The sequence below is a fragment of the Acetoanaerobium sticklandii genome (assembly GCF_000196455.1).
GTDB lineage: Bacteria > Bacillota > Clostridia > Peptostreptococcales > Filifactoraceae > Acetoanaerobium > Acetoanaerobium sticklandii.
In genome coordinates, this window is record NC_014614.1 from 2,126,455 (window position 1) to 2,140,608 (window position 14,154).

The 14,154-nt window shown below is 33.3% G+C and carries 17 protein-coding genes; 3 read left to right on the forward strand and 14 right to left on the reverse strand.

Annotation, left to right across the window (positions count from 1 at the left end; translation table 11 throughout):
• Position 1: 1 nt before the first annotated feature.
• The 12 genes from CLOST_RS10045 to CLOST_RS10100 all read right to left on the reverse strand — a co-directional run bounded on the left by CLOST_RS10045 (position 2) and on the right by CLOST_RS10100 (position 10,488).
• On the reverse strand, positions 2-607 hold the full coding sequence (locus CLOST_RS10045; protein ID WP_013362203.1) for a phosphoribosylanthranilate isomerase: 606 nt from the start codon (positions 605-607) through the stop codon (positions 2-4).
• Positions 604-1,392: an indole-3-glycerol phosphate synthase TrpC gene (gene trpC, locus CLOST_RS10050; RefSeq protein ID WP_013362204.1), complete on the reverse strand. Its 789-nt coding sequence runs from the start codon at positions 1,390-1,392 to the stop codon at positions 604-606. Before trpC ends, CLOST_RS10045 begins: the two co-directional genes overlap by 4 nt.
• The gene (gene trpD, locus CLOST_RS10055; RefSeq protein ID WP_013362205.1) at positions 1,385-2,401 is read right to left on the reverse strand and encodes an anthranilate phosphoribosyltransferase; all 1,017 of its coding nucleotides are present in this window, start codon (positions 2,399-2,401) and stop codon (positions 1,385-1,387) included. Before trpD ends, trpC begins: the two co-directional genes overlap by 8 nt.
• Positions 2,398-2,985 carry an anthranilate synthase component II gene (locus CLOST_RS10060; RefSeq protein ID WP_013362206.1) on the reverse strand — a complete coding sequence of 196 codons (588 nt, stop codon included), beginning with the start codon at positions 2,983-2,985 and terminating at the stop codon, positions 2,398-2,400. The genes trpD and CLOST_RS10060 overlap by 4 nt, the downstream gene beginning before the upstream one ends.
• Before the next feature lie 3 nt (positions 2,986-2,988).
• Positions 2,989-4,443: an anthranilate synthase component I family protein gene (locus CLOST_RS10065; RefSeq protein WP_013362207.1), complete on the reverse strand. Its 1,455-nt coding sequence runs from the start codon at positions 4,441-4,443 to the stop codon at positions 2,989-2,991.
• A gap of 364 nt (positions 4,444-4,807) precedes the next feature.
• A complete protein-coding gene (locus CLOST_RS10070) occupies positions 4,808-5,512 on the reverse strand; it encodes an ATP-binding protein (protein ID WP_013362208.1) in 705 nt (234 codons plus the stop codon).
• Between the two features lie 114 nt (positions 5,513-5,626).
• Complete coding sequence (gene zupT / locus CLOST_RS10075; RefSeq protein WP_013362209.1) at positions 5,627-6,529, reverse strand: zinc transporter ZupT; 903 nt, start codon at positions 6,527-6,529, stop codon at positions 5,627-5,629.
• 25 nt (positions 6,530-6,554) lie between these two features.
• Positions 6,555-7,472: a 2-thiouracil desulfurase family protein gene (locus CLOST_RS10080; RefSeq protein ID WP_013362210.1), complete on the reverse strand. Its 918-nt coding sequence runs from the start codon at positions 7,470-7,472 to the stop codon at positions 6,555-6,557.
• Positions 7,473-7,584: 112 nt separating this feature from the next.
• Positions 7,585-7,971, reverse strand: coding sequence for an RrF2 family transcriptional regulator (locus CLOST_RS10085; RefSeq protein WP_013362211.1), 387 nt, complete (start codon positions 7,969-7,971; stop codon positions 7,585-7,587).
• A 198-nt stretch (positions 7,972-8,169) separates the two neighbouring features.
• Positions 8,170-8,787, reverse strand: a complete 618-nt coding sequence (locus tag CLOST_RS10090) for an acetate uptake transporter (RefSeq protein WP_013362212.1) — start codon at positions 8,785-8,787, stop codon at positions 8,170-8,172.
• A gap of 114 nt (positions 8,788-8,901) precedes the next feature.
• A complete protein-coding gene (locus tag CLOST_RS10095; protein WP_013362213.1) occupies positions 8,902-9,903 on the reverse strand; it encodes a PTS sugar transporter subunit IIC in 1,002 nt (333 codons plus the stop codon).
• A 63-nt stretch (positions 9,904-9,966) separates the two neighbouring features.
• Positions 9,967-10,488, reverse strand: coding sequence for a transcription repressor NadR (locus tag CLOST_RS10100; protein ID WP_013362214.1), 522 nt, complete (start codon positions 10,486-10,488; stop codon positions 9,967-9,969).
• A gap of 194 nt (positions 10,489-10,682) precedes the next feature.
• Between CLOST_RS10100 and CLOST_RS10105 the strand changes: the two genes are divergently transcribed.
• Both CLOST_RS10105 and CLOST_RS10110 read left to right on the forward strand, forming a co-directional pair.
• Complete coding sequence (locus tag CLOST_RS10105; protein WP_013362216.1) at positions 10,683-11,423, forward strand: stalk domain-containing protein; 741 nt, start codon at positions 10,683-10,685, stop codon at positions 11,421-11,423.
• A gap of 50 nt (positions 11,424-11,473) precedes the next feature.
• Positions 11,474-11,887, forward strand: coding sequence for a bleomycin resistance protein (locus CLOST_RS10110; RefSeq protein WP_013362217.1), 414 nt, complete (start codon positions 11,474-11,476; stop codon positions 11,885-11,887).
• Between the two features lie 85 nt (positions 11,888-11,972).
• On the opposite strand, the gene CLOST_RS10115 is transcribed toward CLOST_RS10110, so the two are convergent.
• Entirely contained in the window at positions 11,973-12,371 is a 399-nt protein-coding gene (locus tag CLOST_RS10115) for a hypothetical protein (RefSeq protein ID WP_013362218.1), read from the reverse strand.
• A 194-nt stretch (positions 12,372-12,565) separates the two neighbouring features.
• Here CLOST_RS10115 and CLOST_RS10120 point away from each other — a divergent pair, with 194 nt between their 5' ends.
• On the forward strand, positions 12,566-12,802 hold the full coding sequence (locus CLOST_RS10120) for a hypothetical protein (RefSeq protein ID WP_041487189.1): 237 nt from the start codon (positions 12,566-12,568) through the stop codon (positions 12,800-12,802).
• A 31-nt stretch (positions 12,803-12,833) separates the two neighbouring features.
• Here CLOST_RS10120 and thiC read toward each other — a convergent pair whose 3' ends face one another.
• Positions 12,834-14,144, reverse strand: coding sequence for a phosphomethylpyrimidine synthase ThiC (gene thiC, locus CLOST_RS10125; protein ID WP_013362219.1), 1,311 nt, complete (start codon positions 14,142-14,144; stop codon positions 12,834-12,836).
• Between the last annotated feature and the right edge of the window lie 10 nt (positions 14,145-14,154).

The window sequence follows — 14,154 nt, forward strand, 5'->3', positions numbered from 1 at the left end:
CTTACCTCCTTGCAGCTATAACAAATTTTTTTATTTCATCTAAGTCTTTTTTTGAGTCAACTTCTACTCCAGAGCTTACATCAACTGCATATGGGTTAACTATACTTACTGCTCTAGCTACATTATCAGCATTTAAGCCTCCTGCTAAAAAAAATGGTCTATCAAGTTCATATATTATAGACCAATCAATACAAATACCACTTCCACCACTTCCACCATCGAGAAGAATATAATCTGCTGATGATTTTTCTGCTTTTATTAAATCTTCACTTGAATTAACTTGAAAAGCCTTTATTATAGATTTATCTGTGATTTTTTTTAAATCTAGAATATACTTTTCATTTTCATTTCCATGTAACTGAATCATATCTATGATATTATTATTTGCTAGTTCTACAATATATTCGATAGGCTTATCAACAAAAACTCCTACAGCTTTTATGGTTGGTGATAGCTTGTTTTTTAATTCTTTGGCTTTAATTGCTGTAATAAAACGAGAGCTTTTTTCTACAAAAACAAATCCTACATAATCAATATCTACGGAATTTACATATTCAATATCTTCATTATGTTTCAAGCCACATATTTTAATTTTTAAATTGCTCATTTTTTCCCTCTCCAGCTATCTATTAATTTGGACTTATTATCCGACTTCATAAATGCTTCTCCTATCAACATTGCATCTACGCCTATCTCTATTAGCCTTCTAACATCACTTTCTGTTTTTATTCCACTTTCAGAAACAAAGAGCACGTCACTAGGAACAACTTTTCTTAATCTTTCACTAGTTCTTATGTCAACTGAAAAATCCTTAAGGTTTCTATTGTTTACTCCTATAATTCTAGCACCTACTTCGAGTGCAATATCAATCTCATTTTCAGTATGAACTTCTACTAGTGCTGATAATCCTAAATCTTGACATATTCTTAAGTATCTTCTTAGACTATCCTTATCTAAAACAGAACATATTAACAAAACTGCAGAAGCACCTATAATTTTAGATTGATAAATCATATATTCATCTACTATAAAATCTTTTCTTATGCATGGAATGGAAACATTTTTTACAACATCCACTAAATGATCATCACTTCCCATAAACCATTTTGGTTCAGTTAATACTGATATACATGATGCACCTGAAGCCTCATACTCTCTTGCAATATTTATATAATTATAGTTGTAATCTATTATTCCCATAGATGGTGAAGCTTTTTTGCATTCACATATAAGGGAGATTTCTTTAGTTTTAAGCGCATTCTCAAATCTAAAATTTGATTCAGTTTGAATAGAAAACGCTAACTCTATGGTTTTTTCAAGCGAAATCTTCATCTTTTCTTCATCTATTCTAAATTTTGTATAGCCCACTATTTCTTTTAGTATATTATTCATTTGACATCTTCCTAAACTCTTCTAATTTTTTAAGTGCTAATCCTGAATCAATTATTTGATTTGCTAAAGATATTCCATTAGATATACTCCCTACTTTTCCCGCACTATAAAAACATGCTCCAGCATTTATGCTAACTATATCTCTACGTGCACCTTGTTCTCCTTCTAATATTGATTTTAAAATATCTGCATTCTCTTTAGGGTTTCCACCAAATATATCTTCTTTTTTATATCTTCTTAAGCCAAAATCTTCTGGTTTTATTAAATATTTATTAATTTGCTTTCCTGCAAATTCACAAATTGTAGTTTCTGAGCTAATAGAAATTTCATCTAGTTTATCATGCCCATATACTACCATTCCTCTTTCTACACCTAAACTTGCAAGTACTTTTGCCATAGGTTCAACTAATGACTCATCATAAACTCCTAAGAATTGTATTGATGGTTTAGATGGATTTGCCAATGGTCCTATCACATTAAAAATCGTTCTAAATCCAAGTTCCTTCCTTACTTGTGCAACATTCTTCATTGATTCGTGATAGTTTTGAGCAAAAATAAAACATATTCCTATTTTTTCAAGCAATGTTTTGCATTTTTCTGGACTTAAATTTATATTAATTCCAAGTGCTTCTAAACAATCAGCAGTCCCACATTTAGAAGAAGCTGCTCTATTTCCATGTTTCGCAACTTTAATCCCTCCTGCTGCTAATACGATTGCTGAAGTAGTAGATATATTAAAACTTCCTGAATTATCTCCGCCTGTTCCTACAATATCTAAAACTTCCATATCATGTTTTATTTCTAAAGCATTATCTCTAACTGCTAAAGCTGCTCCTAATATCTCCTCTATAGTCTCAGACTTTGTATTTTTAGTTGAAAGGGCTGTTAAAAATGCAGCATTTTGAACCATAGTACTTTTTCCACTAATAATTTGACTGATAACTTCATAGGTTTCTTGATAACTGATATCTTGCTTGTTAACTAATTTAATTATTACGTCTTTTATCATGCTATCTCCTTTTTTCTTGCTATTTCTAAGAAGTTTTTAATTATTTTTGCCCCTTCATCTGTCATTACTGACTCTGGATGAAATTGTAATCCATAGATATCTAGTTTCTTATGCTTTACTGCCATTATTTCACCATCTTCTGCTCTTGCTATAATACTTATCTCATTAGATAAATTTATATCTGAAGCAGCCAGAGAATGATATCTTGCTACTAATATATTTTCTTTGCAATCATTAAAAAGTGTATTTTCTTTGTCAAGAATGATTTCTGATTGCCTTCCATGCATTAGTTGTTTTGCATAAACAATTTCTAAACCATAAGCACTACATATTGCCTGATGTCCTAAGCATATGCCAAGTAAAGGATATTTGTGTCCAAGCTTTTTAATCACTTCCATGCATACCCCCGCGTCTTCAGGTCTTCCTGGCCCAGGTGATAAAATAATTGCTTCTGGTGAAAGTAGATCTATTTCATCTACAGTCAATTCATCGTTTCGTATTACTCTAATATTTGGTTCTATAGAACCAAATATTTGGTATAGATTAAATGAAAAACTATCATAATTGTCTATTAGCAAAATCATGTCCTAACCCTCCTTCAAAAGATTTATAGTGGCAATCATTGCTCCTGATTTATTTATACATTCGTTATACTCACTCTCTGGTATAGAATCAGATACAATTCCCGCTCCACTTCTTACAAAAACTTTGTCACCCTTCTTATACGCTAATCTTATCCCAATGCACATATCCATATCTCCTGTAAAGCTAATATAACCTAGTGCTCCTCCATAAATACCTCTTCTATCTTTTTCAAGCTTATCTATCAACTCAACTGCTTTTATTTTTGGCGCTCCTGAAAGAGTTCCGGCAGGAAGAACAGCTTCAATAGCATCAAGTGCATCTTTGCCATCACATATTTCTCCTTTTACAGATGAAGCTATATGCATAACATGAGAATACCTTTCTACCATCTTGTACTTTTCAACCTCCACACTATTAAACTTACTTATCTTTCCAAGATCATTTCTCCCTAAATCAACAAGCATATTATGCTCAGCAACTTCCTTTTCATCTAAAAGGAGTTCCTTTTCTAAATTAAAATCTTCTTCAGCAGTTTTTCCTCTAGGACGTGTCCCTGCTAACGGATATGTATTTAATGTTTTATCCTTAAGTTTAACTAAAGTTTCTGGCGAGGCTCCAGCTATTTCTATATCTTCTGTAGACAAATAAAATATGTATGGAGAGGGATTTATTAATCGTAAATTTTCATATACGTTTAACAAGCTACCTTCAAACTCAGCCTCAACCTTATTCGAAAGTACTATTTGAAAAATATCTCCTTCAAATATATGACTTTTAGACTTTTCTAACATCTGCATATAGTCGTTCTTGCTCACAGCAGGAGAAAATTCACTCTTTAATTTACCTTTTTTCATTAAATTTTCGTTTTCTTGAGATATAATTTGTTTTATACAATTTAAATCTTCAATAGTTTTTGTATAGTTTTTTTCTATTTCTAATAGAGAAGTATTAACTATAATAGTAATTAGATTATTTAAATTATCTAAAACAACTATCTTGTCAAATAGAAAAAGTTCTAAATCATTAAAGTTACAAGTATTATCAGATGTAAATTTAACACTTGGCTCTATATACTTAAAATAATCATAAGAAAAATATCCTGCAAACCCTCCTGTAAATGGAGGTAAAAAGTCAAATTTAGGACTTCTGTTTTCCTTTAAAATTCCTCTGAGAACTTCAGAAGGTTTTTTTGTAAAAATACGTTTTTCTCCTAAACACATATTTGAATCCTTACAGCTCACCTTCATTTTGGGATTGAATCCAATAAATGTATATCTATCATAATTCCCATATTCATCATCTACATCAAGTATAAATGTGCATTCAAATTTTTCTTTTAATAAATTAAACACATCTATGGGCTTACTATTAGATTTAAAACTTATACTAACTGGTGTAATATCAAACTTTCCTTGTTTCGATAGCTCTTTTAATAGCTTAAAATCTGGTTTTATCATTTTTCCCTCCTAAAAATTTAAGCAACAAAAAAGTCCTTGACAGATTAAATAATCTGTCAAGGACGAATAAAATTACAATTATCCGCGTTGCCACCTTGATTTGCGAAAAAACGCACACTTAGTAGGATACTATCATATCCCCGACAACTAACGTATGTCTCCACGTCATAGAATACTCAGCTAAGCCTTTGACTATGCCCTCAACGGTCCATTTGATGATTTGTTTTCCACCCGACTCTCAGCTTCGCGGGCTCTCTGTGGGATCATAATCACCTTTATCTCCGTATCAACGGTTTTTTAAATTAAAAGAATACTATCATCTAAATAGTACTCTGTCAATAGATTTATTTTTGAAATGCAAATGCTAAAGGATATTTCCTTCAGTAGTAATAGTAACTTCGTTATATGGTACAATTTTTTCTGACTTAAGCATAGCTTGCTTTACAGCGTAGGTCATTCCATTACAGCAAGGTACTTCCATTTTAACTACTGTAATGCTTTTCAAATCGTTAGACTTAAATATCTCAGTTAGCTTTTCTATATAAAATTCATTGTCATCTAGTTTCGGACATCCTATAAGCACTACTCTATCTTTTATAAACTCTTCATGGAATTTAGAATAAGCATAGGCCGTGCAGTCTGCCGCTACTAAAAGATGTGCATCCTTTAGGCATCCTGCTTTGGTGTTCATTAGCTTAATCTGAACAGGCCAAGTTTTCAGCTGAGAATCTCCACTTCCATGAACATTTGCAAACATCGGAGGCATATCAGCTAGAAATAAAGGTTTTTTCTCTTTTTCTTTTTCTTTTTCCTTTTCTTTTTGCCCTTTGATTTCAGCCATTCTCTTTTCTACTAGCTCTTTATTAAATGGCATAGTCTCTTTGTCCTCAAGCTTAATAGCTCCAGTAGGACATTCTGGCAAGCAGTCTCCTAGTCCATCGCAGTATTCATCTGAAATAAGCTTGGCTTTGCCATCTATCATAGCTATTGCACCTTCATGGCAGGCATCTACGCATAGTCCGCATCCATTACATTTTTCTTCATCTATTGTTATTATCTTTCTAATCATAATATCCTCCAATGTTTTTCACTTTGAATTTTATATTCATACTCTATAAGTCATATTCTAATGAATAATTCTAATATACGCAGTAACATAGGTTACACATTATGAGGATATTTTTTACATGAATAACACAAGGCTGACAGCCATAACTGCCATCCCTCCGATTAATCCATATATAGAAAGATGATGCTCTCCATACTCTCTAGCTGAAGGCAATAGCTCGTCAAATGAAATAAATACCATAATTCCAGCTACAGCTGCAAACAAAATACCAAAGGTCACATCATTAAAAAATGGTCTAAGAATCGTATAGCCAACTATAGCTCCTACTGGCTCTGAAAGCCCTGATAAAAAAGAATACATAAATGCTTTTTTCTTACTTCCAGTAGCAAAATAAATCGGCACTGACACAGCTATTCCTTCTGGAATATTGTGAATAGCTACTGCTATTGCAATTGCTATACCAAGTGAAGGATCATGGAGTGCTGATGCAAAGGTAGCAAGTCCTTCTGGAAAGTTGTGTATAGTGATTGCAAGTGCAGTGAATACACCCATTCTCATAAGCTTTTGCTTATCCTTTTCATCATATTCCTCTGCTTGTAATTCTCTGCTTGCGTTTATCTTTTCGCTTTTATCCTTGTTAGCTATTTTTTGACAATACTCTCTTACATCTTCAGGTTCATTTTGAATTTGCATATCCTCTACATTTCTAACCTCATGGGGATTTTCATGAGAAGGTATCATTTTATCTATTAGAGCTATAACTGCCATCCCACCAAAAAAGCCTGCAATTGTAGTCCAGCTTCCATTTTTTTCTCCAAGAGCAGCTATGAGAGAATCCTGAGCCTTAAAAAATATTTCAATCATAGATACATAAATCATAACTCCAGCTGAAAAACCAAGTGATATAGATAAGAACTTCTTGCTAGTTGTCTTTGCAAAAAAAGCAATAGCACTTCCTATCCCAGTGGATAATCCAGCAAAAACTGTAAGTCCAAATGCTAATAAAACGTTATCCATAGATTCTTTCCTCTCTTATGTCATTTTATCTTCCTCTGTATAGTATAGGAGCTGCTCCAAAAAGCACCTCTGTACTAAATGATGTTTTTTCCATGAGCATAAGCTCATCTGCAATGTGATTCATATTTCTCATATCAGTAGGCTCCATTACATTTTCAAGCTCTACCCCTGTTTTTCTTTTAAAATACATATAGTGCTTCCAAAGTCTATTTTTGATTTTCTCTAAGCTAGAAGGCTGCCTTAATATCATCATTACTTCGTGTCTTAAGGTTTCAGCTGACTCTTTATCAAATCCTTTTGGAAGCTCGGCTAGCCTTTTTCCTATTTCTCTAGCAGTTTTTTCATCAATCTCTTGGCACAAAAACTTGACTATATGCCAGAACTGAAACAAATCATCCTTACTATTTATATCCACTTCCTTTGCCCAAGCAAAAGCATAGAGTCTTCTCTTCCAGTCCCATCTTCTAACTGGACTTTGAAGGTCATTTGCAGGTATAAGGAAAAAATCTCTGTCAAGAAGCATAGCTCCAAAAACTCCTGGTGGTTTTCCCATACGATTGTTTTTGAGCGTAGTTCTATATACTCCACATGATGGACTACCTTCCATATATACAAAAGCAAAGACATTTGCCCTTTCAAGAGCTTCTATACTGGCATTACAGCCTTTTATGAGCATATCAGTAACATCTTTGCCTTCCCTATTTTTAATCTTTGCATTTCCTTCTAGTACAGCTCTTCCACTTTCGCCTATGACTCTGATAGGACTTCTAGGAATCCCCATTCCAGATAAACTCTCTGGACACACAGGATGCCAAATAAATGAAGTCTGATCTCTTCCAAAAAGCTCTGACATATTCCAGCCTTTTTTATTGTATCTCACTTTGCACCCATACATACAAGCACTTATTCCTAAATTTATTTTTTCTTTTAGAACTGTATCCATAAACTAATCCCCTCTCATACAAAACTCTAAGCCATTAATACCCAAATCTAGCAGAATTAATATAGAAAGTAAAAAAAAGCTCAAAAGAGCTTTTTTTTTCTAACTTATGTGATTAGAATCTAGCTTTTCCTAGTTCTTCATCTAAAAATTTCTGGATTCCTAAAAGTTTTTTATGTATAGAGCATTTATCAGCTGCATCTCTAGTACAATTTGTTTTATTTGCAAGGCATCTATTTAAGTAAATGTCACCTTCGATAGCTTCTATTACTTCTTTATATGATATGTCACCAGGCTCTTTTGTCAGGGCATAGCCACCTGAGACTCCTCTATAAGCTTTTGTTATACCAGCAGCATTGAGTTTTCTAAGAATTTTCAGAACAAATCTAAGGGGTACATCCTGCTCTTTTGCAATTATGGAGGCACCTACTCTGCTCTCTTCTTGGTTTGCCAAGTATTGTACTATCCTAAGCGCATAATCTGACTCTTGAGTTATTTTCATACAAAACTACCCCAATCTATGCATAAATATGCATTTTAATTCTTTTCTATATAACAAAATATTACCGCCTAAAACTAAATCTGTCAAATGCTAGAAAATAAAATTTATACTAATTTGATAAATTATTTAAATTATAACTCAAATATTGAAATTTTGGCAAAATAAATACCCAAGTCGCCTTGAGTATTTATGTCTTAATTACTTTTTAAATATTCCAAATGGCTTTCCAAGTGGAAGGAAAACTCTTCCAAAATGGTTGTTTGCTAAATGTGCTATAGCTCCGTAGAAAGCAAGTAATGAAATAATAAGTTCTGAATAAGCTGCTAATAAATGCATTTCATGCTCCATGATTCCAAGAACTGAGCAGAACAGACCTAAGAAAAGTAAGTCGATAAAACACATAACTATGAATAAGTGCTTGTTTGTTTCAGCAGCTACAAGTGTAGCTCCCATACTAAATATAAAGTATCCTATAAATGCGACTCCTAGCTGACGAACATCTGCTTTTGCTGCCATAGCTTCTCCAAACACTCCGTTTTGAATCATCCAAGTCATAGCTACTCCTAGCCAGAAAAACCCGTAAGCTCCAAAAACTGTAGTTCCGAAAATGTTGTTCTTTTGAGCATCTTTAAATGAAGCAAAAAGCTGTGCGCAGGCTCCTAAGAAAATAGCCCATGGTATTACAAGAGCAGTTCCTTCAGTTAATCCTAGTTTTTGTGATGCTGCTACTAGAGTTACCATTGCTAGACCAAACTGACCTAATGCCGTAGGATCTGCAGTAACTACTTTGTTTTCAATAATTTGATTGTTTTGCATACTTCCCTCCAATATGTAAAAAAATATATATTCCTACATAAGTTAACAGATTCACAAACAAAAGTCAATCAAATTTGTATAATATACAACCATAATTTTTATTATATATAAATCTTACTTATTTTGTAGCAACAAGTCATTTTCTTTAATATATCCTTTTTTTCTCATGTACATAGCAATTACATAGCTAAGCACAGCTGGAAGTAAAAAATGAAGTAAGGCTATACCTATAAACGCTTCATTTCCCATAACGGAGTATGTTGAAAACTGTCCTACTAGTCCACTAGTTCCCATACCTGCGCCAACGCTATCAGCTTTCATTTTGAAAACTGTAGTTGAAATAGGTCCCAGTAGTGCACTTGCTAATGTAGGCGGTATCCAAATAAGAGGATTTTTTATTATATTTGGTATCTGAAGCATTGATGTACCTAATGCCTGAGAAATCAACCCACCTACTTTGTTTTCTTTATAAGACATAACTGCAAAACCTATCATCTGACAGCAACAGCCTGTAAGTGCAGCCCCCGCTGCCAAGCCTTCTAATCCTAACGCAATAGATAGTGCCGCTGAGCTTATCGGAAGAGTTAGAATCATACCCATAAATACTGCAAGTACTATTCCCATAGGTATTGGCTGAAGCTCCGTTGCTCTATTTAACAAAGACCCTATCGCCTTCATCATCATAGCTACAAAAGGTGCTATAAATATTCCTGCTAAGCTCCCTACTATAATAGTTATAGCTGGTACTAGCACTATATCAACTTTTGTTTTTCCTGTAATCCTTTTTCCTATCTCTGCTCCTATAAGAGCTGCTACAAATGCCCCCATAGGTTCACCTATTCCTATAGTTGCGACGCCCTCTACGAACTTTACAGTGCCTGCTCCCATTGCTCCAGTTACAAGTGAAGCAAAAATCACAAGAGGTCCTGCCCCTATGGCATGAGCTACTGCTGCTCCAATAGCTGGTCCCATCATAAACTGTGCAGTTCTACCGAATAAAGATAACTGCTCTATAGAACTCAGATCTCCGATTTGTTTGAGTATAAGTCCAATAATAAGCGATGAAAACAATCCTAGAGCCATTCCGTTGAGGGTTTTTATCAAATAATTTTTCACACTACACACCTCCTTTCATATGTAAAACACCTGTCTTGTCAGCTACTAAACAAGTATACTATTTTATTGTTCTGCAATCAAGTATCCTTTTTCATCTAGCTCTTTTAGGATGTCTGTCATATCATCTTTTTTATTTACTTCTATAGTGTGAAAATGAACTCCATCAGTTATTGCCGACAATGGCTTTGAGTTTCCCGTTGAGAGCTTTGCAATAAAATTTTTAAGCTCCTTTCTAGATGAAATACCTAAATCAACTCTAATATCGCCGTATATATCATGCTCTATAATTACATCTAATATCTTTCCACCATTATCAACAATTATTTTTAGCTCTTCCTCTAAATCTTCCAAGGTATCATGTTTTGATGCAATTACCTTTCTATAGCCTTCTTCATTTATTTTTGAAATGATATAGCCCTGAGGTGTCGCAAGGATTGGAATACCTTTAGCCCTCAGTATCGCAATATCTTGAACTATTACTTGTCTGCTAACTTTAAATTCCTTAGCTAGCTCTGACCCACTTAAATAAATATCGCTATCTACCAATCTTTTTTCTATCTCCAGTCTTCTTTTCGTTGCTTCCATTGTTATCATCTCCTGCAATTAAACTTATTCGGAATATATCTTTAATTTTGATTTCAATTATATCATAATTTGCACTTTTAACTATCAAGCCTATTCTATATTATTATTTATATAGTATAATGGAGGCTACGATGGAACCTCCATTGTTTTTGATTTTATTCACCATCCATTTTATTTTTAAAGGAGTCTTAATTATGTTAAAAAAATATATTATAATAACTTCAGTTATATTTTCTTGTTTGTTTGGACTAAATCCTAGCTATGCACAATCTCCAATCGTAGATGTAAATTTTAAAGTCAATGATATTTACGAGGATGAAGAAAGTGTAATAATTCAAGCTATAGTTTACAACCTAGGCAATACAAATATAAATGGTTTTAATGATATCGATGTAGTTTTGAAAAGTATGAATGACGAGCTAATTGCGCAAGGAACTTTTGAGATAGATGATTTAAAAGCTATCAGCTTTGAACCAGGGGAATCTTTTTTCTTTACTGGTGCTATGAACAAAACAGCTCCTGTCACTTATCCCTATAAATATGTAGCAGAATCTAGTGTCAATTGGAACAATATAACAGAACTTTCAGATGATATCAAACTTTATATAAATAGCGAGCAAATAGTTTTGGAGCAAAAACCTGTCATAATAAACAATAGAATGTTAGTTCCTATTTCAACAATAGCTTCGAATTTTGATTATGAAGTAAACTGGAATCAATCAGACAAAACAGTTACCTTAACAAGCGGCCCAAAATCAGTAAAGCTTACAATAAATAGTGCTGTTGCAAGTGTTGATAGCGAGAATGTAAGTATAGATACGGCTCCTATAATATTAAATAATAGAACTATGGTTCCTATTTCATTTATAGTGGATGCCTTTGGCGCAGATTATGCCTGGGGTGCTCAAACAAAAATTTTATCCATTTATTATTAAATACATTATAATTAGAGTATAATTTATTTTTTTATAACTAGGAGGAGTTTATGACCTATAACAGACTGATACCTGAAATCACTGTAACATCTATTAAAGAAAGCCTTTCTTTTTACTGTGATGTTTTAGGCTTTGAAAAAACTTACGAAGGCGAGGATAAGGATTTTTCTTTTATTTCATTTTATGGCTCTCAGCTTTTACTTCAAGAAAATTCTAATGAAGCATGGAAGAAATATGAGCTAGAATATCCTTTTGGAAGAGGCGTGAACTTTTCTATAGAAACTGATGACATTGATAAACTAGTTTCTAATTTGGAAAAAGCTAATATCAGCTTGCTTTGTCCTTTAGAAGAACGCTGGTATAAAAAAGACGATATGGAGCATGGAGAAAAGCACTTTATAGTTATGGATCCCGATGGCTATATACTTAGATTTATGCAAGATTTAGGTCAAAAAACTATCTAAATCTAGACTAATAATCAATAAAAAACCAAGAGGGAATCAAAAAGAACCGTCCCTCTTGGTTTTTTTATTTGAGATATTACTAATACTACTCCTTATAATTGCCATTTTGAGTCATAACTTGTATATGGAATCCTTCAATAGATAACAAACCAATCACAAGCAATATACTTACAAAAGTAAATGTAATTATCTTATATGTCAAATTCGGTATGAAATTTGTTACAATTATAACTATAGACATTAAAATCATACTTATTCGATTAAAACTGGTTGTTGTTATTTTTATAATATCTCCTTCGTTAACCGTTATCTCATTGCTCTTCACTCCAAATTGTGTGACTTTTAAGCGAGCTTTAACTTCAGGGAGTTCAATGTCTACTTGTTCATTGTTTATAACGCTTGCTACCTTTTCTCCGTTTATTTTTATTTGGACTTTCGAGGCCGTACCCATCAACCCCGTATCTCGTTTAATAGTTATTGACATATTATTATCTCCTTTATCGGTATTTATCCTCATGGAAATACTCAATTATCTATTATTTTAACTAGATGCTTGTTTGAAATCATTAAGATTCCAATTTAATTTTCTTCCCCTATTCAATGATTTCCTATAGAATTTGATGTTCTTGATAATTTAAATTATAATATTTATATATAAAAAGAGAAAGGAGCAATAAAATGGATTCCTTTTTTTGGGCTAAAGCAAAAACTACAATTCAATATGCATGGCCAGTAATTATAATATGTATAATTTTTGCTTATGTAAATTATAGAATTTGCAAAAGTAAAATATATCCTCCACACAAAGTTACTGGATGGATGATAGCAGGTTTTTTATGCCCTTTATTATCAACTATAATTTTAATAGTAACTACCTGGTGGCTTTATAGAAAAAACCTGTGGTACAATGATTAAATATCATAATCCCACAGGTTACATTTTAAAGTTACGCTTCTCTTAAAATATTTAAATCTTCTCCTGCCATTATTTTGTTCATGGTTCTCATCGCGCACATTTTTCCGCACATTGTACAAGTGTCTTCATTTTCTGGCATTGATTCCTTGCGATATCTTCTTGCTTTTTCTTCATCCATAGATAGATTGAACATTGTTTCCCAGTCTATATCTGCTCTAGCTTTACTCATTTTATTATCCCACTCTCTTGCTTTTGGAATTTTTTTAGCTATATCAGCAGCATGCGCAGCTATTCTCGATGCTATTATGCCTTCCTTCATGTCTTCTAGGTTAGGAAGTCTAAGATGCTCTGCTGGTGTAACATAGCATAGAAAATCTGCTCCATAGGTAGCTGCTATTGCTCCACCTATTGCTGAAGTGATATGGTCATATCCAGGGGCTACATCAGTAACTATAGGTCCAAGTACATAAAATGGTGCATTGTGGCAAAGTCTTTTTTGAAGTAGCATATTTGCTTGAATCTCATCTATAGCCATATGTCCTGGCCCTTCGATTATAATCTGTACGTTTTTCTCCCAAGCACGCTTAGTAAGCTCTCCTAGTGTGATTAATTCTTTTATCTGGCAAGCATCAGATGCATCGTTAATGCTTCCTGGTCTAAGAGCATCTCCTAAACTAAGGGTTACATCATACTCGGCGCATATATCTAGCAGCTCATCATAGTATTCAAAAAATGGATTTTCTGCATTGTTTAGCTGCATCCATGCATACATAAGCGAGCCACCTCTAGATACTATATTCGTAAGTCTTTTATTTCTTTTGAAAACCTCAGCTGTTTCTTTGTTTATGCCTGCATGGATAGTCATAAAATCTACGCCATCAATTGCATGCTTTCTTACTACATCCAGAAACTCTTTTGCTGTGATATCCTTAAGCTCTTTGTCATAAAATCCAACAGCATCATATATAGGAACTGTTCCTATCATAGCAGATGACATTTCAACTAGTCTTTTTCTAAATTCCTCGGTTTTTCCAAATGAACTAAGGTCCATGATGGCTTCAGCTTTCATCTCTATAGCTTTTTTTACTTTTTCTAGCTCTGGTTCAATATCCGGGCAGTCTTTTGATATACCTAAATTCACATTGATTTTTGTGCTTAGCCCTTGACCTACTCCTTTAGGACTTAGGCTTTTATGATTTTTATTTGCAGGGATTGCTATACTTCCATTTGCAACTCTTTCCATAAGTATATTGATATCCATGTATTCTTCTTTTGCTACTATTTCCATTTCTTTAGTTACAATGCCTTTTCTTGCTGCATCCATTTGAGTTGAATAATTCATAATGCTAGTC